The organism is Ancylothrix sp. D3o (genome assembly GCF_025370775.1).
Lineage (GTDB): Bacteria > Cyanobacteriota > Cyanobacteriia > Cyanobacteriales > Oscillatoriaceae > Ancylothrix.
The window spans coordinates 412,820-436,641 of record NZ_JAMXEX010000001.1 but is presented as its reverse complement, the minus strand read 5'-3'; the positions used below and the strand labels follow the sequence as shown (position 1 = coordinate 436,641).

19 protein-coding genes and 1 tRNA gene are annotated in these 23,822 nt (G+C 44.3%); 7 read left to right on the top strand and 13 right to left on the bottom strand.

The window, feature by feature from the left end; all coding sequences use genetic code 11:
- Positions 1-21: 21 nt before the first annotated feature.
- From NG798_RS01905 to NG798_RS01895, 3 genes are all read right to left on the bottom strand, one after another.
- Positions 22-94: transfer RNA gene (locus tag NG798_RS01905), tRNA-Arg, on the bottom strand.
- A gap of 155 nt (positions 95-249) precedes the next feature.
- Positions 250-1,575 (bottom strand): FADH(2)-oxidizing methylenetetrahydrofolate--tRNA-(uracil(54)-C(5))-methyltransferase TrmFO, encoded by a 1,326-nt coding sequence (trmFO, locus tag NG798_RS01900; RefSeq protein WP_261220102.1) that lies wholly within the window; start codon positions 1,573-1,575, stop codon positions 250-252.
- Between the two features lie 75 nt (positions 1,576-1,650).
- Positions 1,651-3,126 (bottom strand): site-2 protease family protein, encoded by a 1,476-nt coding sequence (locus NG798_RS01895; protein WP_261220101.1) that lies wholly within the window; start codon positions 3,124-3,126, stop codon positions 1,651-1,653.
- Between the two features lie 3 nt (positions 3,127-3,129).
- Here NG798_RS01895 and NG798_RS01890 point away from each other — a divergent pair, with 3 nt between their 5' ends.
- Positions 3,130-3,762 carry an MBL fold metallo-hydrolase gene (locus tag NG798_RS01890; RefSeq protein WP_261220100.1) on the top strand — a complete coding sequence of 211 codons (633 nt, stop codon included), beginning with the start codon at positions 3,130-3,132 and terminating at the stop codon, positions 3,760-3,762.
- Positions 3,763-3,836: 74 nt separating this feature from the next.
- Here NG798_RS01890 and NG798_RS01885 read toward each other — a convergent pair whose 3' ends face one another.
- Entirely contained in the window at positions 3,837-5,228 is a 1,392-nt protein-coding gene (locus NG798_RS01885) for a malic enzyme-like NAD(P)-binding protein (RefSeq protein WP_261220099.1), read from the bottom strand.
- 152 nt (positions 5,229-5,380) lie between these two features.
- Between NG798_RS01885 and NG798_RS01880 the strand changes: the two genes are divergently transcribed.
- On the top strand, positions 5,381-5,818 hold the full coding sequence (locus NG798_RS01880; protein WP_261220098.1) for an SRPBCC domain-containing protein: 438 nt from the start codon (positions 5,381-5,383) through the stop codon (positions 5,816-5,818).
- A gap of 530 nt (positions 5,819-6,348) precedes the next feature.
- On the top strand, positions 6,349-8,454 hold the full coding sequence (locus NG798_RS01875; RefSeq protein WP_261220097.1) for an MASE1 domain-containing protein: 2,106 nt from the start codon (positions 6,349-6,351) through the stop codon (positions 8,452-8,454).
- Between the two features lie 45 nt (positions 8,455-8,499).
- On the opposite strand, the gene NG798_RS01870 is transcribed toward NG798_RS01875, so the two are convergent.
- The 6 genes from NG798_RS01870 to NG798_RS01845 form a co-directional block, all read right to left on the bottom strand.
- A complete protein-coding gene (locus NG798_RS01870) occupies positions 8,500-9,264 on the bottom strand; it encodes a DUF6816 family protein (RefSeq protein ID WP_261220096.1) in 765 nt (254 codons plus the stop codon).
- 147 nt (positions 9,265-9,411) lie between these two features.
- The gene (locus NG798_RS01865; protein WP_261220095.1) at positions 9,412-10,368 is read right to left on the bottom strand and encodes a PhoH family protein; all 957 of its coding nucleotides are present in this window, start codon (positions 10,366-10,368) and stop codon (positions 9,412-9,414) included.
- 311 nt (positions 10,369-10,679) lie between these two features.
- Entirely contained in the window at positions 10,680-11,078 is a 399-nt protein-coding gene (locus NG798_RS01860; RefSeq protein WP_261220094.1) for a KH domain-containing protein, read from the bottom strand.
- The gene (gene rpsP / locus NG798_RS01855) at positions 11,071-11,337 is read right to left on the bottom strand and encodes a 30S ribosomal protein S16 (RefSeq protein ID WP_261220093.1); all 267 of its coding nucleotides are present in this window, start codon (positions 11,335-11,337) and stop codon (positions 11,071-11,073) included. Before rpsP ends, NG798_RS01860 begins: the two co-directional genes overlap by 8 nt.
- Positions 11,338-11,529: 192 nt before the next feature.
- Complete coding sequence (ffh, locus tag NG798_RS01850; protein ID WP_261220092.1) at positions 11,530-13,002, bottom strand: signal recognition particle protein; 1,473 nt, start codon at positions 13,000-13,002, stop codon at positions 11,530-11,532.
- A 188-nt stretch (positions 13,003-13,190) separates the two neighbouring features.
- On the bottom strand, positions 13,191-14,966 hold the full coding sequence (locus NG798_RS01845; RefSeq protein WP_261220091.1) for a tetratricopeptide repeat protein: 1,776 nt from the start codon (positions 14,964-14,966) through the stop codon (positions 13,191-13,193).
- 635 nt (positions 14,967-15,601) lie between these two features.
- Between NG798_RS01845 and NG798_RS01840 the strand changes: the two genes are divergently transcribed.
- Positions 15,602-17,917, top strand: coding sequence for a GAF domain-containing protein (locus tag NG798_RS01840; protein WP_261220090.1), 2,316 nt, complete (start codon positions 15,602-15,604; stop codon positions 17,915-17,917).
- Positions 17,918-18,010: 93 nt separating this feature from the next.
- Here NG798_RS01840 and NG798_RS01835 read toward each other — a convergent pair whose 3' ends face one another.
- The gene (locus NG798_RS01835) at positions 18,011-18,397 is read right to left on the bottom strand and encodes a histidine kinase (RefSeq protein WP_261220089.1); all 387 of its coding nucleotides are present in this window, start codon (positions 18,395-18,397) and stop codon (positions 18,011-18,013) included.
- A 137-nt stretch (positions 18,398-18,534) separates the two neighbouring features.
- On the opposite strand from NG798_RS01835, the gene NG798_RS01830 reads away from it, so the two are divergent.
- Positions 18,535-18,966 (top strand): hypothetical protein, encoded by a 432-nt coding sequence (locus tag NG798_RS01830; protein ID WP_261220088.1) that lies wholly within the window; start codon positions 18,535-18,537, stop codon positions 18,964-18,966.
- Here NG798_RS01830 and NG798_RS01825 read toward each other — a convergent pair.
- On the bottom strand, positions 18,953-19,366 hold the full coding sequence (locus tag NG798_RS01825) for a thiol-disulfide oxidoreductase DCC family protein (RefSeq protein ID WP_261220087.1): 414 nt from the start codon (positions 19,364-19,366) through the stop codon (positions 18,953-18,955). The genes NG798_RS01830 and NG798_RS01825 overlap by 14 nt on opposite strands.
- 79 nt (positions 19,367-19,445) lie before the next feature.
- Between NG798_RS01825 and NG798_RS01820 the strand changes: the two genes are divergently transcribed.
- Entirely contained in the window at positions 19,446-19,763 is a 318-nt protein-coding gene (locus NG798_RS01820) for a hypothetical protein (protein ID WP_261220086.1), read from the top strand.
- Between the two features lie 15 nt (positions 19,764-19,778).
- The gene (locus NG798_RS01815) at positions 19,779-21,665 is read left to right on the top strand and encodes a pentapeptide repeat-containing protein (RefSeq protein ID WP_261220085.1); all 1,887 of its coding nucleotides are present in this window, start codon (positions 19,779-19,781) and stop codon (positions 21,663-21,665) included.
- A gap of 85 nt (positions 21,666-21,750) precedes the next feature.
- On the opposite strand, the gene NG798_RS01810 is transcribed toward NG798_RS01815, so the two are convergent.
- Positions 21,751-23,751: a histidine phosphatase family protein gene (locus NG798_RS01810; protein WP_261220084.1), complete on the bottom strand. Its 2,001-nt coding sequence runs from the start codon at positions 23,749-23,751 to the stop codon at positions 21,751-21,753.
- Between the last annotated feature and the right edge of the window lie 71 nt (positions 23,752-23,822).

The window sequence follows — 23,822 nt, the reverse complement described above, 5'->3', positions numbered from 1 at the left end:
ACCGAGTTTAGAAAACTTTAACGAGTATGGAGGGATTTGAACCCCCGACCCTCAGAACCGGAATCTGATGCTCTATCCACTGAGCTACACACCCTCGTTTCGTTAAACTATAGCACAGAATTTACTCAGCGACAATCTGCACTCACAGTTTTATAGTTTCATCACATTACACCAAATATTTGTTTTTGTCAAATGCGAAGATCAGTAGGGCCGGTGGCTTCTGGGCCATAACCGCCACCGGCATCTAATTTAACCGGCCACAGCAGCTTTCCAACTCTCAAGATCCGCCAAAGAACGATCTCGATAAGCCCCATAACGCTCTTGTTTATTGCGAATTTTCACCCCCAACTCTGGCAAAATTCCAAAATTAGGAGGCATCGGTTGAAAATGCTTAACAGAAGCCGAACTAATAAACTCAAATAATGACCCCATCATAGTCGTCACCGGCAACTGCAAAACCTCCTTACCCAAAGCAAGACGAGCAGCATTTGTACCTGCCAACCAACCACCGGCAGCCGCAGCAGTATAACCCTCCGTACCCGTTAATTGACCGGCTGCTAAAATCGTCGGTTTCTTCTTAAATTGAAGAGTGGAAAAAAGCAACTCAGGAGCATTAATAAAAGTATTGCGGTGCATCACACCCATCCTTACAAAGTCCGCATTTTCTAACCCCGGAATCAAACTAAAAACTCGCTTTTGTTCACCCCAACGGAGGTTAGTTTGAAACCCTACCATATTCCAAAGCTGACCGGCCTTATCTTCCTGTCTTAATTGTACAACCGCATAAAAACGTTCACCCGTGCGCTCATCCGTTAAACCCACCGGCTTGAGGGGGCCATAACGCATTGTATCTTCCCCGCGTTTTGCCATTTCTTCAATAGGCAAACACGCCTCAAAAAACTTTGCCGTTTCCCGTTCAAAATCTTTTAATTCTGCTTGTTCAGCCTTGCATAATTCCTGCCAAAAATGCAGATATTGCTCCTTATTCATAGGGCAATTAACATAATCTGCATCGCCTTTATCATAACGAGAAGCCCGAAAAGCCACATCAAAATTAATTGATTCGCCCAGAACAATCGGACTTGCAGCATCAAAAAAACTCATGTATTCCAGGCCGGTAAAAGCGCGTAAATCTTCCGCTAAATCGTGACTGGTTAGGGGGCCGGTGGTTAACACCACAAGATCATCTTCAGGAATAGATCGCACCTCTTCGCGCCGCAATTCAATTAAAGGATGATTTGCCAAAGTTTCCGTTAAATCTTTACTAAAAACTGCTCGATCCACCGCCAAAGCACCCCCAGCCGGCACCGAATGATTATCAGCCTTGCCAATAATAATCGAACCCAGCCGACGTAATTCTTCATGCAGCAAACCGGCAGCACGATCCGTTGCTTTTGCGCCAAAAGAATTACTGCAAACCAACTCCGCCAATTCACTTGTATGATGTGCCGGACTCAGAAAATTTGGCCGCATTTCATACAAAATCACCGGCACCCCAGCCCGTGCAATTTGCCACGCCGCCTCAGTTCCAGCCAGCCCACCGCCAAAAACTTTAATTGGTTTTATATCGCTCATTTTAACTTTTTCCTCAAATTTATTTAGTTTTTATTTGTTATCACAAATAACGTAAATTGTCAAGTTAATTAGCTTTCAAGAAAACTGCAAAACATTTAACAAAAACTTAGGCAAGGGCAAAATAATCAAAAGTAACAAACCCAACATCACTAGCCCCAACAAATCACGTTTATTATCCAACTCTGTCACATCATTAAGGGCCGGTTCATCCCGAATAGGAATCAAAAACAACAGCAAAGCCCATAATAACAACTCGCGCTGAACCACCGACAAAATTAACAACAAAAACCGAGAAAATTGACCAATAATAGCCGCCGTTCGATGCCCAAACATAGCATGAACAATATGCCCCCCATCCAACTGACCAACCGGCATCAAATAAAACGCCGTAATCACCAAACCCACATAACCAGCAACGCCCACCGGATGCAAATCAATAGCCTTATCCGCAGTTAAAGCCGCGCCTAACATCAACTTACTCAAAAGAGCAAACAATAAAGAAAAACGGGGATTAACTTTATCAAAATTAAACAATCCCACATCCTCACCCAAAGCCACCACCTGCGAATGAGCTAACCCCCACAAAAGCAAAGGTAAACTCAACAGCAAACTTAAAACCGGCCCCGATACACTCAAATCAAACAAAGCCTTGCGGTGAGGAACCGGCGAACGAATGGAAATAAAAGCGCCCAAAGTTCCCAAGAAAAAAGGAATCGGAATAAAATAAGGCAAAGTTGAACGCAACCGGTAATGACGCGCCACAAAAAAGCGCGAAACCGCATAAACCCCAAAAATTCCCATTAAAGCCAAAGCATAGGGTAAACCTAACTGCAAAATCCCCAGATTTAACGACTGACTTTTAGCTGATACCCCAGCCATTTGTGCACCGACAACCGTTGTCGTAAACAGCGAAAGTAAAAACAAGGCAAAAGCTAAAAAAGGCCGGTTTAACTCCAGAGAATTCTCCGCCGCCGATTCTTGATAAGGATTAGGAACCAAAGCAAAAAACGGTTTACCATTCAAATTTTCTCGAAAAACCAACAAAAACCTGTCGCCAAAAATCTTATTAATATTTTCCCCAATAACCCCATAAGCTTCTTCTGGATTACTGCGTAAATGACCCCAACAAATCACCGCTTGAGGCCGGTATTCCAGATTTTGTAAAAAATAAACCGACCAAGGAAAACACTCTCGTAACTGCGTTTCTTCCGCTTGGGAAATGGGACGTAAAGGCACAGTATGCTCAGCAGGAGTCTGGAGAGTTTTTTCTACATTCGACTCATCCGTTGCAGCCGAGCGAGTTTCTGGCAACCGGCCCCGCTGAACCAACCACAAATAAATAGTCGGACAAAGCACAAATGGCACCAGCATCAGCAAGGGTGGAATCGGTTTATTTTCACCGTACACCAACACCCAAGCACTCCACAAAAAAGCTGGAGTCATCATCACCAACCACAAAAGCCAAACCGGGGTAGCCGTCACCGGCGCCACCGTCCGCTGCAAAATAATATAAGTAAGCAGTCCTAAAACCAGGATTAAAGAGAAAATCATGCTATGTCCAAGCAACCACAGGCCGTCCTTGATACAATTTTTGCGTTTTCACCCAATCGGGACACCTTGGGAGCAACAGCCTATCTCATTGTAGAAAATAGAGGTAACATCCTCATAGACTCTCCCGCCCTAGATGACACCAACCTCGAATTTTTGCAACAACAAGGCGGAGTCAAGGGGCTGTTTATCACCCACCGAGGAGCCATAGGCAAAGCGGAAAAACTCAGCCAAATTCTCGGCTGCGAAGTGATCATCTCCGAACAAGAAGCCTACCTCCTGCCAGAAACAAAAGTAACCACCTTCCGCGAAGAATACAATCTTAGTGAAACCGCCAAGCTGATTTGGACACCCGGACACTCTCCGGGGTCATCCTGTTTGTACCATAGCAGCAACGGCGGAGTTTTATTTACAGGCCGGCACATCATACCCAACCAAAAAGGCGAGCCGGTGCCCCTGAAAACCTCAAAAACTTTTCATTGGCCCAGGCAATTACAAAACGTCCAAAAACTCCTAAACAGTTTTAGCGCTGACACCCTTAGTTACATTTGTCCGGGTGCAAATACCGGCTATTTACGCGGTCAAAAAGCCATTACCTCTGCCTATGAACGGTTGGCTATCGTGCCGGTGGGTGGCTAGGGTTATGCCCCAGTGGCGCGGGCATCTTGCCCGCGATTACCCTCAACCCAAACCCACCGGCAAAGCGAAAATTACTACGACCGAGCAACACCTTCAGTACGAGCCGCTTTTTGAACAGCACCGGCCACAGCAGTTGCCACCCGCTCATCAAAAACCGAAGGCACTATATACTCGCGGTGCAACTCCGAAGGATTAATCAAAGAAGCAATAGCCATCGCCGCTTCCAGATACATCGTTGTAGTCAGCGTAGCAGCGCGACAATCAAGAGCACCGCGAAACAGCCCCGGAAACGCCAAAACATTATTAATTTGGTTAGCATAATCACTGCGACCGGTAGCCATCACCGCCACTTCCGTCGCCACCAACTCCGGCTGAATTTCAGGAATCGGATTAGCCATCGCAAAAACAATGCGCTCTTTTGCCATAGAGCGTACCATCTCCGGAGTCAAAACCCCCGGCGCGCTTACCCCAATAAACACATCAGCACCAATTAGCGCATCCGCCAGCAAGCCAGTTTGTTCCACCGCAAATTGCTGTTTTTCTGGATTCAGGTCAGACCGGCTCTTCGACAAAATCCCCTTAGAATCGCAAATGACAATTTTTTCGGCTCCAGCTTTTTGCAGTAAACGTGCAATAGCAATGCCAGCCGCACCGGCACCATTAATAACAATTGCCACCTCAGCCATTGCCTTATTTACAACTTTAAGCGCATTAACCAACGCCGCCAGCGTCACAATTGCCGTCCCATGTTGGTCATCGTGAAAAATAGGAATATCCAACTCTTGACGCAGACGAGATTCAATTTCAAAACATCGCGGTGCCGCAATATCTTCTAAATTCACCCCGCCAAAAACCGGCGCCAAATTTTTCACCGTTTGCACAATTTCGTCTGTATTTTGAGTTGCCAAACAAATCGGAAACGCATCAATACCGGCAAACTCTTTAAACAACATCGCCTTGCCTTCCATCACCGGCATCGCCGCCTCTGGGCCCAAATTGCCAAGGCCCAAAACCGCACTACCATCAGTAACAATAGCAACAGTATTTTGTTTAATCGTGAGTTTATAAACCTGTTGCGGATCTTCAGCAATTGCCTTACAAATACGGCCCACACCCGGAGTATAAGCCATAGCTAATTCTGCCTGAGTTTTCAGGTGCATTTTGCTGTGGATGCTAATTTTTCCGCCACGATGCAGATGAAAAGTCCGATCATAAACTTTCAAGACTTGCACATCTTCTAAGGCTTTAACAGCGTTAACAATAGCCTCAATGTGTTCGTCACAAGTCGCATCAACCGTAATTTCCCGAAGAGAAACTTGTCGAGTTTGCTCGATTAAATCAATTTGGCCCAAGTTGCCGCCAACCGAGGCAATAGCGTGAGTGACGTTGGCCAGCATTCCAGCGCGGTTGGGGAGTTGCAAGCGAATCGTTAAACTAAAACTGGGGGTCGGAGTTAGGTCTACCATGCTGTTTCTGTTTTCTAGGGTAAAGTTAAGGCGTTAAGATTTGTGTTTTTGCCAGAGATGTCCATCGTACATCTTGCTGGACAATCGTTGATCTTAGGGGAAACACACCTAAGCAAAATGTACTGATTTGCACCAATATAGTGTTTAAGATTATGGCGAGTGTGTATGTTGAAATTGAGATAAGTGCCCCCAGGGAGAGGGTTTGGCAGGTTTTGATGGCCAAGCAACGCTGGAAAGAATGGAATTCTTTTTTATTTGACTGTGATGCTTCGCTGCCATTTCAAACAGGGGAAGTGGTGTGTTTAGGCTTTCGCCGGCATCCGGGCGAGTCGGAAACCCTGATCACCCCCGTCTGTAGCAGAGTCCAGCGCAATGTTTGTTTAGCATGGATCTCAGAAATTCCGGGGTTTCGCAGCCAGCAGGTTTTTGAGTTACAAGAAATTGGCGTGGGTCGGACAAAATACACCCACCGGCAGGAGTTTTCTGGTTTTTTGTGCAGAGTGTTTTTTCCTTTTATTCGTCAAGATGAACAAAAGGCGATGTTGCGAATGGCACGGGAGTTGAAGCGGTTTGTAGAGCGAGAATTTTAAGCTTCTAAAAGTATTTTAATTGAAAAATTTTAGATGGTTATTAAATTTTTAACGAGTCATTTTCAATGGGCTTGGGATGTTGAGACTGAGTTTTTATTAAAAAAATTGGGTTGGTCAGGGAGTTGGTGGACTTTTTGCTAAAGCAGAATTTAAAACACAAAGATTTTAGATTTTAGCCACTTTCTTAAGCGTCTATTGCTTGGTTTCAACTTTATAAGGCGGCGCTTGGGGGGCAGGTGAAAGGATTTTGAATTTTGCCATAGCACGATAAGATACTTCAGCAACCCCTGATGGGGCTCCAAGTTATAGTTGATACATAAACCAACGCACGCATCACGGATGTCACAAGGGCGCCAGTTAAGGCAAACGCGAGTTAAGGGAAAAAAGCTCAAGCTAGGGTTGAAGGTAGAAGAATCCCATACTTTGTTAGCCAGTTCTAATAGTGGGTCGGATTTTCTAGCTTCTAGCTGCAATACAAGGAAAAATATAGTGAGGTCGAGAGTAGGAATTTTAGAGGATAACAGATAATTATGACCTTCCTCCAGAACAGGTATGGACAATTTTTAATCTTAGTGGCTGCGCTGGCTGTGAGCTATTTTTGGGCATCGGTGGTCTCAGCCTTTATTCCAGGAATGGATGTTAAAGCAGTGCCGGTGGGGCCACCGGTCGGTATTGCTCTGGCCGCACTGCTTTACAATCAACGTCTCTGGCCCGGAGTTGCTCTGGGTGCTTTCTTTTTTACCTTCCAACAGTCAGGATCTATTGCTGTTGCTTTTGTTGTGGCTACTGCCAGCACTTTACAAGCTATTGCCGGAGTCAGGCTGCTGGACAAGCTCAAATTCCGCCCTTCAATGGAACGCCCCCAAGATGTGGTTTTCCTCTTTTTGGCCGCAATGGTGTCAATGCTGATTAATTCCACCCTCAGCGCTCTGGCTCTGTGTCTGGACGGTCTCCACCCTTGGCAGCATTTTGAATTTCTCTGGTGGAGTCTGTGGGTGGGGGATGTTATGGGTGTGGTCGCCATCTCGCCTCTGCTGTTAGTAGGCCATGAGTGGCAAGGCGGCAACCGGAACCCCCAACGCTTACTGGAAATTGGTTTTTGGTTGAGTTTGCTTGTCTGTGTTGGTTGGGTTGTTTTTTGTTCCAGAACTCGCATTTATATCGCAAAATACCCAATGGAGTATTTACCCTTTCCGCTTGTCGTTTGGGGAGCTTTGCGGTTTGGACGCGGCGGAACTGCGGTAGGAAATTTAATTATCTCTGCTTTGGCCATTTGGGGGGTGGCGCGCGGTAGTGGCCCGTTTCTCAAACACACCAATAACCCCAGTGAGGCGTTTTTAACTCTCCAAGCTTTTATGGCGGTTCTCATCCTCACTTCTTTGGTTTTGGCTACTGCTATTGCTGGCCGGCAACGAGCCGAACAATCTCTGCGTCAAAATCAAGCCAGTTTAGCTAATGCTCAACGTATCGCTCAATTGGGAAACTGGGATTTAGACTTAGAAAAAAACCTGCTTTCTTGGTCTGATGAAATGTACCGGCTTTTAGGTTTTCCCCCTGCTGCTTTTCCCCCCAACCACGAGTCTTTTTTAGAATTTATCCATCCTGATGACCGCGATTTTGTTGGGGCTTCTATTAAAAAAGCTATCGATGATCAGGTACTTTATAGTATTGATTACCGCATTCTGCTTCCTGATGGTCAAGTGCGAATTGTTCACGAACAATCGGAAATTTTTCTCAATTCTTCGGGCGCTGCAATACGAATCACCGGCACGGTTCAAGATATTACAGAACGCGCCCGCGCTGAGGAATTTCGTTTAGCAAAAGAAGCTGCTGAAGAAGCAAATCGGGCTAAAAGTGCTTTTTTGGCAAATATGAGTCACGAGTTGCGAACTCCCCTTAATGCGATTATCGGCTATAGTGAAATGCTGCAAGAAGAAGCGGTTGATTTAGGAGAAGAAGAGTTTGTTGATGACTTACTAAAAATTAATTCTGCCGGCAAACAATTGTTATCTTTGATTAGCGATATTTTGGATTTATCTAAAATTGAAGCCGGTCGAATGCAGCTTTATATAGAAACTTTTAAAGTGGAAACTTTGATTTGGGAAGTGGTGACGACTATTGAGCCTTTACTTCCTAAAAATGGAAATACCCTCACCGTGAAATGTCCTGATGATATTGGTACAGCCCAACTCGATTTAACAAAAGTCCGTCAGTGTTTGCTAAATCTTTTGAGTAATGCCACAAAGTTTACCCATCAAGGCACAATTGTTTTTTCTATTAGTAAGGATGAAATCAAAGACCAAAACTTTGACAAATCGAAAATTCCTCCTTGTCTACGCCAGGCTAAACCAACAGATTTGGCGACAAATCAAAGTTCTTGGATTATTTTTTCTATCACGGATACCGGCATTGGTATGAGTCCAGAACAAGTTTCTAAGGTTTTCCAGCCTTTCACTCAAGCTGACTCCTCCACCACCCGTCATTATGGGGGCACCGGCCTGGGATTAACTATTACTCAAAAATACTGCCAAATGATGGGAGGTGATATTATGGTGACGAGTGAATTAAATCGCGGTTCAACTTTTACTATTTATTTGCCTGCTGTTCTTTCTAATCCTGCCTTAGAATCTGATTAAAATTTGCTCGCTAATTTTGCTTAAATTCTTTCTTCAGAGAAAAATCTAAAATGGCTGGGGCACAAGTTCTAAAGTATAATAATAAAGTGCTACTGGCTTGTTACCTGCGGCGAAATAATCGGGGTCTTGCGGAGAAAGGTAAATTGCAGTTATCTGTTGTGCGCTAATTTTTGAGTCTGGTGGTTGCGGTGGTGTATAGCTGGTGGTGGTTTCAACTTCGTTGAGATAAATTCGGGGGCCGGTTTGAAAAACTTGTTGGCTCACTTCTGTAGCGACAAAACGGGTGTTTTCTGTCTCACTTTGTCTAGCTGTGACGGTAGAAATAAGTTGCCGGTCGCCGCGTAAAAAGGTGATTTGTCTGTTAGGGGAATTGGGGTCAACTTTGACATTTAAAACTGCCTCTTTTCCCAGATAAGCCTCGGCAATATTCAAGCCATTAAAAGCGCGATCTGCTACTATTTCACTTTGAATAAAACGAGATTTTTCGGAATTGGAAGAAGTGAGGGCCGGTTGAAACCGCACCATAAAAGTCACAGGAATATTAATATATTTTCGGTTAGTTTCAAACCCCGGAGTTACTATTTTTGGGGCTAAAGGGGCAATCATTTCTACTAATGTGCTGGTGGCTTCCCAAGTGCCGGTTATCCATTCTGGATAAATTAAATCTCCTTTGGCGGCTTTTAGCAGGGGTTTACTTTCCCAGTTAGGAAATTGAGCAATGCGCTCAGTTAATGGGCCGGCACTTGCTTGAGTTGCAGTTGAAAGAAACAGCAGTAAGGCTAATAATAAGCTGGAAAATATTTGCTTCATAAAAGCTTGGATTTTTTAAATGCCGATTTATGCCCCACCAGTGGGGCGGGCAAGATGCCCGCCATTGTATAAGGCAGGCAATGTATGCCCCACAGATAGTTTAGGGATTTTTTGTTAATTGGGTTTCGGGTTAATTTTAAGCACAAATTAGGTTTTTTCGTGCTCTTCGTAGGCGGCGACAATGCGCTGAACTAGGGGATGGCGGACAACATCGCCTTTACCGAGATAGCAAAAGGCTATTCCTTCGACTTTTTCGAGGATTTTTTGAGAAACGGATAAACCGGAGGCTTGATGCAGCGGTAAGTCGGTTTGGGTGAGGTCGCCTGTTACTACCATTCGGGAATTAAAACCGAGACGAGTTAACACCATTTTCATTTGTGCCGGCGTTGTGTTTTGGGCTTCATCTAAAATCACAAAAGCGTTACTGAGGGTGCGTCCGCGCATATAAGCCAGGGGCGCGACTTCGACGATGCCGCGTTCCATGAGGTTTGCGATTTTTTCGGGGTCTATGAATTCGTGAAGGGCATCATAGAGGGGGCGCAGATAGGGGTTAACTTTTTGTTGTAAGTCGCCTGGTAAAAAGCCTAGTCTTTCACCGGCCTCGACGGCGGGGCGGGTTAAAATAAGTCGTTCGTATTGATTGCTGAGCAAGGCTTGGACAGCGAGCACAGCGGCGAGATAGGTTTTGCCGGTGCCGGCTGGGCCAATACAAAAGGTGAGGTCGTGGGTGCGGACGGCTTGGACATATTGACGCTGGCGAAAGGTTTTCGCGCGTATTTCGTCGCCTCGGCGGTTTCGGGCGAGGACGTCGCCGCGCAAGTCTTGGAGTTCGTCTTGGCGGTTGGTGTCGAGGGCGTGGCGGGCGGTGAGAATGTCTACATTGGTGATGCTTTTGCCGTGTTTCCAGAAGTCCTCAAGCGAGGAGACAAGCCGGCAACAAAGTTGAATTTGATTTGCGGTGCCGGTGATCAGCAAGTCTTGGCCGCGCAGGACGAGGGTGGCGCCGGTTTGTTTGGAGAGGGTTTTGAGGTTTTCTTCGCGGTTGCCGGCGAGGGCGATGGCACTTTCTATGTTGGGTAAGGAAATGGTTTTGCTTTCTGTCATCCGTAATTGGGTACGGGCGTAAACCCGCTGGCCCTTGGTTGGTGAAAAGGTGAGTGGGGTGCGTTGGGTTGACAAGGCACTATAAGTTTATTTTAGTTTATGAAAATCAAGATAAAAAAACACCTGAAATCAGCATTTTGGGCGATTTTCCAGGCGTTGGAGTTTGGCCGGCACTGTCAACAACTCGCAAGTATCGCGGTTTGTTTTTTGGCGATACGAAACGATTTTTTTTAATGGGTGTTTTTGTGCGGCTTGGTTTTTAAACTGATAATTTGCTTAAAAAGTCAGTCAGTCTTCCCGTTTAGCTAATTTTAAGGAGTCCGAAATTTCGGTGAAGACCGGCTGGGGAATTCTGGCCGGCGAGAGGGAGGTCTGGAGGGCCGTGACGGTGGCACTCGACTTTCCGATGGAGGAGGACTTTCGCGCCGTTCTGATCCACTGCCGTAGATATCGAGATAAAGCGTCTGGCCATTGGATCGGGCCGAGGCTTCTAATACGGTGCGGATCGCTTGGATGTTGCGACCGCCGCGACCAAATACGCGCCCTTTGTCTTCGCCGTCAATGGCGAGGCGTATCCAAACGCGGGGCTTGCTGGGCAAGATTTCGCAATCGATTTTCAGAGACTCAGGGCTTTCTAAAAAGGGCTCGATGAGAAACTGTACCAAGCCGGTGTAGTTTTCACCAGCTGGCAATCGTTGATTTTCAGGCATTTGAGGTAGCTTCGCCGCTTAGTAGCTCAAAAACTTTTTGTTTGGTGAGGAGGTTTCTCACGGTTTGTGTGGGCTGGGCGCCTTGTTTGAGGCGGGTGATGATAGCTTCTGTTTTCAGTTTTACTTCATCGGTTCTGGGGTTATAAAAGCCAAGTTCTTCTAGGGGCCGGCCATCACGGCGTGAGGTGCTGTGTACGGCGACGATACGATAGCTGACTTCTCTTTTTTTGCCGAATCGCTTTAAGCGCAATCTAATCATGTTGCTGTGATTTTCTTTTGGTGTGTTTTTCAGCTTTGGGCTGGTACAAGCTTTTAGCTGTTCTGGTCTTTGCGGTACAGAGTTCTATATTGTACCATGTCTGGGCTTTGCTTAATCGTGGTTTCTCAAATGTCCCCGATTGCCCATCTGTCGGCCCGTTGGCAGGGCCCTAACAAATGACTAATGACAACCTTATAACTGCCCGAAGCCTTTCTTTTTCTTTTCTTTTTTCTTTTTTTTACCGCTAGTTGGTGCCCCTGGATAGCCGCGCCAACCTGCTTGAGGCCGGCCCCCTCCCATTCCCATGCCTCCCATGCCTCCCATGCCTCCCATTCCGGGCATTCCAGGCATTCCAGGCATCGGCATTTGACCTTGGCCCATCTGCTGCATCATGGCTCGCATTTTGGTAAAGTTTGTTACCAGTTCGCTGACTTCTTTTTCCCCATAACCGCAGCCTTTGGCGATGCGCCGGCGCCGCGATGGAGTGCTTGCCAGCAAATCTGGATTTTTTCGTTCTTCTGGCGTCATGGAGTTAATCATGGCTTCGGCTTGCTTGAGTTGGGCTTCGCCTCTTTGCAAGTCGGTGTCTGAGATTTTGTTCATCCCCGGTATGTATTTTAATAAGCCGCCGAGGGAACCCATGTTTTTCAGCAAGCGCATTTGTTTGAGGAAGTCGGTAAAGTCAAATTGCGCTTCCAGAATTTTCCGCTGCATTTTTTCGGCGTCGGCGATATCGACTTCTTCAGCGGCTTTTTCTACCAAGCTGACGATATCTCCCATACCTAATATGCGCGAGGCCATCCGTTCGGGGTAAAACGGTTGCAGGGCTTCGACTTTTTCTCCCATCCCGACAAATTTAATGGGGGCGCCGGAGATTTGCCGCACGGATAGGGCTGCGCCGCCTCGGCTGTCGCCGTCCATTTTGGTGAGGATGGCGCCGGTGATGCCGATTTCTTCGTGGAAAGTGCGGGTGAGGTTGGCGGCTTCTTGGCCGGTCATGGCGTCCACGACGAGGAGGGTTTCGTGGGGTTTGACGGTTTGTTTGATTCTGGCGAGTTCTGCCATCATGTCGCGGTCGATTTGTAACCGGCCTGCGGTGTCGATGATGACGGTATCTACGCCGTCTGCTTTGGCTTTTTCTACGCCTTGACGGGCGATTTCTACGGGATCGGTGCCGGTTCCCATTTCAAAGACCGGCACGTTGATTTGTTTACCGAGGGTAACGAGTTGGTCAATAGCGGCGGGCCGGTAGATGTCTGTGGCGACGAGGAGGGTGCTACGATCTTGTTTCCGCAGGTGTAGGGCGAGTTTGGCTGTGGCTGTGGTTTTACCTGTTCCCTGCAAACCGGCCATTAATACGATGGTGGGGGCTTTTTCTGCTTCGGCTAGGGGGGCGTTTGTTTCGCCCATGACTTTTACGAGTTCGTCGTTTACGATTTTGACGAACTGTTGGGCCGGTCGCACGCCGCTGATGACTTCGGCTCCCAAGGCTCTTTTTTCGACTTCGGCTATGAAATCTTTTACAACTTGTAGGTTGACGTCGGCTTCGAGGAGGGCTCGTCTTACATCTCGGAGGGCTTCTTGTATGTTGGACTCTGAGATTTTGTCTTGTCCGCGTAGTTTTTTCCAGGCTGTTTCTAGGCGTTCGGAAAGGGCGTCAAACATGAATGGTGTTGTGTGTAGTTTTTTGTTTAAGAGTTATTGATTAGAATAGCTCTTTTTGGTGTGCCGGTGGCACGGATGGCGCTAAAGCGCAACTACATACGGAGCGCTAAAGCGCAACTATATACGCACCGCCCTTATTGCAACTACATACCAAGTTAAACCTTAACTCGTTCTATTCTCAGAGATAATTAACAACCGGCTACCGTTAAATTTTGCTGAATTTGAAAGGCTTTACTAAAGGATGCTAAGGCTTCTTGATATTGGTGTAAACTCGCCAGCAAATTGCCCCGACTATACCACACTTCATATTGCTCTGGCTTAATTTTAATCGCTTTTTCATAAGAGACAAGCGCTTCTTCATAGCGATGTAAATTTAAAAGCGAATTGGCGGAACTGTACCACGCTTCAAAGTTTTCTGGCTGAAGTTCAATCACTTTATCATAACAAATAATCGCTTCTTCATATCGGCTTAATTTTTCCATCAATCCCCCTTGGCTTTGCCAGAATAAGGGATTTTTTGGTTGAATTTCCAGGGCTTTTTTGTAAGACGCGATTGCCTGATCATATTGCTGAATTTTCTCTAATAATTTTCCCACACTATGCCACACTTCAGCAAAGTTAGGTTTGATGGCTAGAGCTTTATTGTAAGAATCAAGAGCCAATTGATTGCGCTGCATTTTCTCAAGAAGTATGCCTCTGGTGTGCCAAACTTCCGCCCGATTATTTTGAACTTTGAGGGCGTTTTCATAGGATTTTAAGGCTTCTTCATTTTGCTGCAATTTTACCAGTAAGTTTCCTCGATTGTACCACGATTCATATTTATCTGGTTTCAGTTTAAGGGCGTTGTTATAAGCAGCGAGTGCTTCTTCATCGCGCTGAAGTTTAGCTAAAACCGCCGCTCTATTGTGCCAAGCTTCGGCAATATCTGGTTTAAGGTTTAAGGCTTTATCGTAATAACTTAGGGCTTCTTCATAGCGTTGTAATCTTACGAGTAAGTTACCTTTGTTATACAAGGGTTCATATTTATCCGGTTGCAGATAAGTTGCCCGATCATAAGAAAGTAAGCATTCTTCATATTGCTCTAATTTTGCTAAAGCAATGGCGCGATTATACCAGGCTTGATAAAAATTTTGGTTGATTTTTAGGGCTTGCTCATAACAGATAAGAGCTTCCTGATATTTTTGGTTTTGAAAAAGCACCTCTCCTTGTTTAATATATTCCCATTCATTCTCGAAACCCTGCTGGGAGTTTGAGTTTGCTTGTTGTGATTTTTGGCCGTTAATTTGCTGGTTTATTTCTGGCTTCAGGGCTTCTAAAATCTGAGTTTCTGTAATTTTAGAGAGCCGGTGAATTACATTTTCTTTGGCTTCTTGAGCCTCTAAAGTGATTTTTTGTACTTGAAAAATACACTGATCTTTGAGGGCTTGGAATTGTTGCAGGCTTTTTTTCTGGTTTTCAAATTCAATTTTTAAAATTTGCAGTTCTTTTTGGGTTGATTGTTTGGTTGTGGTGAAATGTTGTTGCAATTCATCGCTTAATTTTTCTGATGTGTTTGTGACGCTTAGAATTTGTTGTTCTAAGAGGTTTAATTCTTTTAAGCGTTGTTTGACTTCTTCGACTACTCGAAAGATAACAACTTGCCGGCATAATAAAAAAACTACAATTCCTGCGAGGGTGGAAAAAAGGAAATTTAAAGCCAAAATATTTATTAAAGTTAGCGGTGGCTCCGCCAACTCAATTGGGGTAAGTTCCGATGAGGTGCTGCGAGAAAAATTCCCGACAAAAAGCGTTTCGGGAACGCTAACCGGCTCGACTGCAAAGGCCGGTGTATCAAAAGAAATAGCGTTTTGGTTTGGGCTTATTGGGCCAAAGGAATCTTCAAATATTTTTTCCAAAACATCGCCAAATAATTCCTGAGTGGCCAGAGAAAGTAAAGTAACAATTGCAATGTTTGAAACCCTCATAAAAGCCTGCTAATCAATAGGGTTAATTAGAAAAAATCAATGACGAATTGGCAAGAACTCTAAGCAAGTTCAACAAAAGCCAAAAATAGGAAAGTTTTTGTAACGATGCAAGCTGCATTAGCTACTTGTACCAAAAGGCGAGACGCGATCCGGACATCCAGAAACAAAGCGCGAAATTTACTGGCAAAAAACGGCAACAAAAAAATAATATCTTTAAAAGTTGTGATTTTGAGCGCAGTTATCAGCAATTCCTAGCCATACCTCAATACCCGGAATTTTGGTTTTTATAGAGATATATCGTGATAGCGCTCATCGGCCATTTTCTTATCGGGTAGAGAGCCGCCAGAGATGGAGTCAGTAAAGATTTGGTAAAGATAGCAAGAATTTATAGATTTCTGTCTGGGAAGTATTTTAATTCGCAAAAAAGACGCTTAAAATAAAACAAAGTTTAAACAAATGCCTAAACTTGTCAGACAACTAGGCAGACAACGGGTGCATCACATTTTATCTTAAGGGAGAATACCCAGCCTCGATAGCATCTGGGGGTATAGCTCCAGGCTTGCCTTGGAAGTACCACCGGCCTTGTTTTCAACAACAACCCTGTCTTAATTTCACACATTACAGGTGCATCACCCATGTCTACTTCCGAGCCCAATTTTGATTTAAACAACAACCGCAGCGACAGGCAAGTTGCCAGCCAAGACAAAGCCGGCAAACCAGGCAAACTCGCTCAAACAAAAGCCAAAAAAATTAACTCAGTTTTACAACCTGTGGCTTTACCGGCATCCCAAATGCCAGAAATTGACCAACACCAAGCCAAAACGCACAATTTCGACTGGCTCACCGGCTCGCCTAGCTCCCAAAGGCTACTGATCGCAGCCATTCACCCCAACAATTTTACCCTCACCCACGCTAACGAAACATTTTGCCGTCTCACCGGCACCGACACCCACACCCTCGAAACAAAACCCACCCAACTCACTGAAATTTTTGCCGATTTTGATACACCCCAAGAAAACCGCCTCTACCGGCAACATCTAATTTGTCAAATTTTCAAACAACTTTATCACCTTAACTTTACCGACCCTGTAGAATTAGAAGAACCCCTCACCGTCACCGTCCAAAGTCCCCTCTACCGGGAACCCCGCTATATTCAATTTTGGCTGGAATCTCACCTTCTAAAAATCTCCCGCCTTAACTCCATTGATGAATTTGCCGATTTACAACCGGTTTCTTATCCAGGTAAAAAAAATGGTAAATTTTATCATGTTTTGCCTAATTTGTCAAGCTTAGAAAATCGGCTGAAACTAGAAAATTACCACATCGAAGGACATTTTTTGCTTGTGGGATTCGACATCACCCCCCAAGAAACCCAACGGCGACTTATTCAGCTTTTAATTCAGCGAGACTCAATTTTACGCCCCAGTAAATTCAGCAAAATTAACCGGCATTTAAGATCCCTATTTCGCGCTCAAAATACCGTTGTTTTAAGCATAGAACGCGACAAAGCCCAGATATTTTTAGGCAATATCAGCGACAAACTAAACCCAACCACCTATCCCATGCAATCCCTACGCGGCTCACATTTTTTACGCGCCGCCAAAGCCAATCAAGTCTTAAATATTGCCGACTTAGCAGCAGATTGTCAAACCGAATGTGAGCGCACACTTTTGCAAATGGGAGTGCGTTCTATGCTACTTATTCCCCTAGTTATTAAAGCCACCGACTCCACACCAAGCACCGGCCAACTTGCCGGTTTAGTGGGCCTAACCAGCGACCGCCCCAACAACTTCAACAGCACAGACAGCCAAAACGCCGAAACCCTTATCCCCGCCTTTCTTGCAGCCTTAAGATCCGCCATCCAGCAGCGCGTTACCACCCTCCACAACATCCACCCCGCCGTTGAGTGGCGATTTTTGCAAGAAGCCGAGCGCCGCAGTTGGGGTTTACCGCCGGAACCCATCGTTTTTAATGATGTTTACCCCTTGTATGGCATTTCCGATATTCGCGGTTCTTCTGAAGAAAGAAACCGTGCAATTCAAGCAGATTTAATCGAACAATTCCGTTTAGCAATTGCCATAGTTACAGCAGTTTGTAACAATCAAAAAACTTCCCTTGGTGAGCAATTAAAAATAGACTTAAAAGAATATGCCGAAAAATTGCAAGAAGAAGTCACCGTTGATGCAGAAGTCACCGCCACCCAATATTTAAAAGAACAAGTCGAAATTTACTTTGATTATTTTGCAAGCTGTGGAGAAGAAGCGCAGCAGGCTGTCGAAACTTACCGGCAGCATTGCGCCAATGAACACGAATGTGTATATGTCGCTCGTGCTCATTACGATCAAACGATCAATCAAATTAATATGCTGCTTAGGGAAACTTGGGAACGCTGGCAAGGAAGAATGCAGGAAATTACACCGCACTATTGTGATGTAGAATTTACCGACGGCATTGATCACATGATTTATGCCGGTGCATCCATAGACCCAAAATTTACGCCGTTTCATTTGCGAAGTTTGCGCTATGAACAACTACGGGCTTTGTGTGATTGTGCTCGCACAGCGTTTAAAATTCAAGACCAATATAGTACCAAAATGCAAGTCACACATTTGGTATTAGTTCAAGATTCAACTGTTGATATTTTCCACGATGAACAAACCGATAATTTGTTTGATGTGCGCGGTACACGCGATACTCGTTATGAAATTGTCAAAAAGCGAATTGATAAAGGCGTGGAAAGTCACAGCCAAACCCGCATTACTCAACCGGGAATGCTGACGGTGGTTTATTCCACAGATGGAGAGTACGGGCAATATCAAGAATATTTGCGTTATTTGGCGCGGGAAGGTTGGGTAGAAAGTGAGATTGAATGCGGAATGGTGGAACCTTTGCAAGGCGTCAGCGGTTTAAGGTTTGCACGGGTTAGGGTATTGCCGGCATCTGAAATCTAACCCCCTATCAACCTCTCCCTTTTTTTCCCCCTTGCCTTGTAGGGAACGAGGCAGGGGGGTTAGGTTTATTGTTGGTGAGAATTAATATAAAGTTTATTCCATAGTCCAGCCTTCGTTTTCGAGTTGCTGGCAGGCTTTTAGCCCCAGACTGGGATTTTGGCGGTATTCTTCTGTGGGTACCCATACCGTCACTGTCCAATCTGGGGCCACAGAGTAAAGGTACTGCACATCGGAATTAAACGCTACCCCAACTCGGAGGTTAGAAAAATCATCCTCGCAAATTTCAAACCCAAATCGCACCACAATTTGAGCAACTAAGCATTCGGGGGTGTCGCAGTATTCACCGGCAGTTTCCCTCTCTTGCAAAAATTTTTCTAAGAAAGGTTTGAGGATGCGGCGTACTTTTTCGGGGCTACCATTGCGACTTGCATAAATAACTGCGGGGTTGCCTACAACAAGGATGTGGCAGGGTATGGCCATTTCTTTGACTCCTGATCTTCTGTGGTTTGGGCTACTTTGGCAAGATATGGGCTATCTTGAGATAAAAAAACGTCTCTGCCCATCTCAAACCATTAGATCACAATCTGAGAGCATCGTTAGTAGGGGAGTGTGTTGGAGTGAATGCAGCGGAACAAGTGAAAAATTTTGAATTGGCAAGCAAAATCGCGGCTGTCGTGAATTTGTTTAAGTCAGAGTTTCCAGAGTTGCGGGTGGATCTCAAACCTTGGATGAATGATCCTGATACCCGCGAATTGGTTGATCCTGATTCGATTGATATTGGTTTTCATTTTCCGGGGTTATCGCGGTCTTTTCAAAGTCGCAGCATTTTGATTCAGATTCGCTTTTATGACGATCCTCTCGATGGCTGCCGGCGGGCTATTGGTGTGGAGGCGGCGGGGTTTGATCACACCGGCAAACAATGGCGCTTTTCTACGGTGGAAAATTGGCAATTTGTTGGCGATAAGTCGCCTTCTGATGCGGCTGGAGAAAAGTTAAAACTCTTGTGCCGGCAAATTCTTGAGGTGTTTAATGGTTCTACTCAGTCTTAGGCGTACAACCGCAATCGCTTTTGTAAACCGGCTCATAGGTAGAGTTGCGTTTACCAAAAAGTGTATAACGGTTATCGCGTATTTGTTCATAAAATCGATCTCCCGCCCATTTTAAACCGGGTAGCGCCCGATAGGCAGAAACAAAAATTTCTCCGGCTGGCAGCAGTCGGCCTATTTCTTCGGCGGCGTCGCTTCCTTGCCAGCGGCGATCTGGCGTTTTTGCATCAATTAAAATCATCCCTAATTCACAATCTGCCGGTGTTATTCCAAAACGGTTTAGGCCGGTTTGGTCTTGCATGGGAATGTAGTTAAATTGTTGACCTTTATCTAAATTTTCTAGCAATTGCACCAAAGTTACACAAAGATTACAATTGCCATCATAGACAACATGATAGGGCATGAGAGATTTCTTCCTTAAATTCCATACTAATTTATTTTAAACTATAATTTATCCATTCCAAATTATAAAGGAGATATCAATGAAATTAGACAGATTTACCCTTGCTCAGACGATGGCTTTTTTAATTTCCATTCCCCCCGACAGCAACTTAGCCAAATTATTAACTTTTTGTTTGACGGTCAAAGTCCGTGAAAAAACGCAAGGTTTGGATCTCTTAAAATTGACTTATGACCTCATGGAAAATCCGTCTAATTTAGCTTATTGGACGCAAGATGTCATGGGGCAGGATTTAGATTACACTTCAGAGGAATGGAAAGCTTTGGGAGAAATGGGGATTAAAAATTCCGATGAATTTATGGCAATTTTGTCGCAAGAGCTAGAAAACTTGAATTTGTAAAATGGAGAATTGATAATGTTAGATGTGGAACTTTTAGAGCAAAGTTTTGAGCAAGTTAAACCTCGCGCCGATCAATTTGCAGTAAGCTTTTACGAAAACTTGTTTATTGCCTATCCAGAGGTAAAACCGCTTTTTGCTAAAACCGATATGGAAAAGCAACAAAAAAAGCTGTTAAGTTCTTTGGTTTTGGTGGTAGAAAGTCTGCGAAATCCCGAAGCGTTAGGACAAGTTTTAAATGCCTTGGGAGCCAGGCACGTTGGTTATGGGGCAATTTCTGAATATTATCCTGCGGTTGGACAAGCTTTATTAACAACTTTTGAGCAATATTTAGAGAAAGATTGGACACCGGAAGTTAAAAAAGCTTGGGTAGATGCCTTTGCTGCCATTAGCGCTCAAATGTTAAAAGGTGCGGGGATAGAATCGGTAACTGAAAAATCAGAAAAACCTAACGTTAAAGACAAAACTTTAATTACTGAAGAAGAGGTGAAGCCAACAGAAATACCGGCATCTATTACCGAAGAAGAAAACTCCTCGGTGACAAAAGAGTTGCCGGTGGAACTGCTAGAAAATAGCTTTGAAAAAATTAAACCTCGCGCCGAGGAATTTGCTGCCAGATTTTATGAATATCTCTTTGAAGCGCATCCAGAAGTAAAACCGTTGTTTGCTAAAACAGAGATGACCAACCAACACAAAAAACTGATAAATTCTTTAGTAGTTGTTGTAGAAAGTCTGCGAAATCCAGAAGCATTGGCACAGGTTTTAAATGTTTTGGGAGCAAGACATATTGGTTATGGGGCAATTCCCAAATATTACCCTGCCGTTGGACAAGCTTTATTGAGCACTTTTGAGGAATATTTGGGCGACGAATGGACAAAAGAAGTTAAGGATGCGTGGGGGGATGCGTTGCGATTAATTACAGCGCAAATGTTAAAAGGTGCAAGAGAAATTTCTGCCGCTTCTGTGCGAGAACAAAAACCGCCAGAATCTAAGCCAGAAGCAAAAGAAGAATTAAACGAAGTTGAGGGTTCCAAAGCAAAGCCGGGTTTATTCAGCTTTGGATTTAATAACGAGATTGTTCAAGAATTTTTGAACAACATAACGGAAAAGTATCAACAAATTAAAGAGCTAGTTTCTCAACAGCCTTGGGGAAAGGCTCTCAAAGAATTGCCGGCTAAATTAAACGAGATATTTTGGTCATTGCCGGCTTGGAAAGTTGCATTAATTGCCGCAGTTGTGATGTCTGTAGTGTATGTAATTGGAGATGAAGAATCGTGGCTAGGAGAGGTGTTAAATGGCGCTGATGCGATTAGTTTAGTGGTGGCGGTGGTTTTATTTATTAAAGAAGCGCCAGATCGACGAAAACAATTTCATTACCAAGCTTGGAGTACCATTGATGCAGCCCATCATGTAAAAGTCAGCTATGCGAGAATTTTAGCTTTGCAAGATTTGAATGAGGATGGTGTTTCGCTGAGAGGTTTAGATGTTTCGGGGGCTGAGTTAGTGAAGATTAACTTGCCACAAGCAAATTTGAGTGAAGCAAATTTAAGTGAAAGTGATTTGAGTAATGCTAATTTGAGAGAAGCGAATTTAAATAATGCAAATCTCAGTTTATGTAAACTCAGCGGTGCAAATCTTGTGGAGGCGGACTTGAGTTTTGCGAAGTTGATGGAGGTTAATTTAAGTAGTGCAAATCTCAAGGGTGCAAATTTGATTTGTGCTGATTTGAGTAAGGCAAATTTAAGTGGTGTAAATTTGAGGAATGCGAGTTTGAGTGGGGCAATTTTGGAGGGTTCGTATTTGAATGGAGCAAATTTAAAAGATGCAAAGGTGAGTATTTCTGAGTTAAAAGGAGCGTTTTTAGAAGGCGCAACAATGCCGGATGGTTCAAAATATCAAGCTTAACTTTCTCAAGAAAAAGGCTAAGGCTGCATCTTATGAATCTTTATCCCGATAAACATTCATAAGATGCCCTGCGGTTAAGTTTCTGTTATTCCGCAATGTTTAAGTTGACAACCATCCCATAGGTTGATACATAGTCTTCCAATTCTTTTAAATCAACCGTGCCATTTTTGTCATTATCAAGAATGTTGAAAAGATAATCGGTGATGTAACTACGCATTTCTTCGGAACTGCGTTCACCGACAGTCATATCTTCAATTAACCCCAATAGCTCAATAATTTCGGGTTTGTCGAGGACTCCACTTCCATCGGCATCTAAATTATGGAAAAGTTTTTTCACGTCTTCTGTTGCCATTCTTGAAGACCTTAAGGTTTCCCGAAGAATGTCTGACGTAAAGGCATTCATAAACAAAATTTGCTCAAGTACAGGAATGCAGAAAAACCCTAAACCGGCCCAAAAAATTGCATAGCTTAAAGTATCCGAACTCGCATCTGTAGTTACACCGCTAAAAAGAGCCGCCCACAAGAAAAAGTTGGGATTGACAAGCAAAATGTAAGCATCTTGGGCTTCGGCATGATTTAATTTGCCTTTGGCAAAAGTTACAGTTAATACTGCCAAAACCCGCATTAACAAAAATACCAAAAGTGCTACGGCAAGCTGTTGAAAACCGATAAATGAGCGATTAGTATCAACCGGCGAAAAAACATCCGAAATTAAAGTATCTGGGGCAAATTGAAAGCCGGTTGCTAATGCCATAAATGCAACCGCCAAAACGCCGATAAATTTCCATTCTTTGCTATGCCGGTTTGAGTCAACAGGAGAGTTAGAACGCCACAACTGAGCAAGAGTTCCGGGTACCGCTAAACCCAAAATCAAAATCAGAAAGAAAAATTGTAAACTCGCAACGTTAATAGGTAAGCGATTTCCGGCGACAATTAAAGTACCGAGAAGTGCCAGCGGCGCAATAATTGATAAGGTTCTGGAAATAACAGCCGAAGGATAAAGATTGCCTCCCCACAAAATTGATAAAACTGAGGAAGTAAGAGCCGGCGGCACCATCCAGAAAAGCACCCACAAGATTTTGTAAAAATCCCCTGAATTTTGAGACAAAACTCCAGAAAAAATTAAGAAAAGCCCCACAACCCAGCGAGCTACCATCCAAAAATTGACGATATTTTTAATCGTTGGTGTGACTTTTTTCTTACTGGCGGCAAAGTCAATGTCTAGGTAAGTATAAAACGTGGAAATGCCAAGGCACAGAACAATAATTGCTCTAAATAATTCTGCCGGCATTCCTGCGGAAACGGTGACAGCTTTAATTAAAGTACCTAGCAAAAATGCTCCGGCATAAAGCATAATTGCCCACATAGTTGAAAGATCGTTAATCTTTTTCCGCAGAGAAGCTGCACCACTTGATTCTGTATCCCGATATTTAACTAACTCTTCCCGACTCAGTGCTTTTCCGTTCGGCAATTTCAGAGTATGATAAGCACTTGGTGGTAAATGGCTTAAATGCAGTGCCAGCGGTTCTAAAACATACTGGTGGCAAACAACTAAAACGTTTTCACCTCTTTTTAAATGCGGCACAACTTTTTCTTCATAAAAGCTGGAAGCGCGGGCATAAACTTGGGCAATTTTTTCGCCGGTTGGTGGTGCTTCGTTATGGGAATGTAACATTTCCTCGAAGCCTTCATAACCCAAAGCTAAACGCAATAAATTTAAGTTTCTGCCGGCAAAAAGACCAAAAGAACGCTCGCTAATGCGGTGATCTACATGAATAGGAATATCAGGAGATTTTAGGGCTTGACTTTCTGCAAGAGCAATTTCACAAGTTTGCCGTGCTCGTCTCATGTGGGAAACATAAACGGCATCAAATTTGATACCTTTTTTCTTAAGATCAGTGCCGGCGCGACGTGCTTGCAGTTTGCCAAAGGCGGTGAGTCCTACATCTAAAATGCCGGCAAAAATGTTACGCTCGTTACTGGTACTTTCCCCATGTCGGATAAAGTAAGCTTCTCCTGATTGAACGCTATTATCTTCGAGATCAGGTGTGGGTGAATTAAGGGGTGGGTTGCTGATTGTTTCCATTATCTTTTTACACCTTAAAGGTGTTATCCCTGATACAAAGCTCGGCAGAAATTATCAAAAACTCAGTTTTT

Coding starts and splice junctions, on each gene's coding strand:
- trmFO (WP_261220102.1), bottom strand. CDS start 1,575: ATGAGCGATATAAAACCAATTAAAGTTTTTGGCGGTGGGCTGGCTGGA.
- NG798_RS01895 (WP_261220101.1), bottom strand. CDS start 3,126: ATGATTTTCTCTTTAATCCTGGTTTTAGGACTGCTTACTTATATTATT.
- NG798_RS01890 (WP_261220100.1), top strand. CDS start 3,130: ATGTCCAAGCAACCACAGGCCGTCCTTGATACAATTTTTGCGTTTTCA.
- NG798_RS01885 (WP_261220099.1), bottom strand. CDS start 5,228: ATGGTAGACCTAACTCCGACCCCCAGTTTTAGTTTAACGATTCGCTTG.
- NG798_RS01880 (WP_261220098.1), top strand. CDS start 5,381: ATGGCGAGTGTGTATGTTGAAATTGAGATAAGTGCCCCCAGGGAGAGG.
- NG798_RS01875 (WP_261220097.1), top strand. CDS start 6,349: ATGACCTTCCTCCAGAACAGGTATGGACAATTTTTAATCTTAGTGGCT.
- NG798_RS01870 (WP_261220096.1), bottom strand. CDS start 9,264: ATGAAGCAAATATTTTCCAGCTTATTATTAGCCTTACTGCTGTTTCTT.
- NG798_RS01865 (WP_261220095.1), bottom strand. CDS start 10,368: ATGACAGAAAGCAAAACCATTTCCTTACCCAACATAGAAAGTGCCATC.
- NG798_RS01860 (WP_261220094.1), bottom strand. CDS start 11,078: ATGCCTGAAAATCAACGATTGCCAGCTGGTGAAAACTACACCGGCTTG.
- rpsP (WP_261220093.1), bottom strand. CDS start 11,337: ATGATTAGATTGCGCTTAAAGCGATTCGGCAAAAAAAGAGAAGTCAGC.
- ffh (WP_261220092.1), bottom strand. CDS start 13,002: ATGTTTGACGCCCTTTCCGAACGCCTAGAAACAGCCTGGAAAAAACTA.
- NG798_RS01845 (WP_261220091.1), bottom strand. CDS start 14,966: ATGAGGGTTTCAAACATTGCAATTGTTACTTTACTTTCTCTGGCCACT.
- NG798_RS01840 (WP_261220090.1), top strand. CDS start 15,602: ATGTCTACTTCCGAGCCCAATTTTGATTTAAACAACAACCGCAGCGAC.
- NG798_RS01835 (WP_261220089.1), bottom strand. CDS start 18,397: ATGGCCATACCCTGCCACATCCTTGTTGTAGGCAACCCCGCAGTTATT.
- NG798_RS01825 (WP_261220087.1), bottom strand. CDS start 19,366: ATGCCCTATCATGTTGTCTATGATGGCAATTGTAATCTTTGTGTAACT.
- NG798_RS01820 (WP_261220086.1), top strand. CDS start 19,446: ATGAAATTAGACAGATTTACCCTTGCTCAGACGATGGCTTTTTTAATT.
- NG798_RS01815 (WP_261220085.1), top strand. CDS start 19,779: ATGTTAGATGTGGAACTTTTAGAGCAAAGTTTTGAGCAAGTTAAACCT.
- NG798_RS01810 (WP_261220084.1), bottom strand. CDS start 23,751: ATGGAAACAATCAGCAACCCACCCCTTAATTCACCCACACCTGATCTC.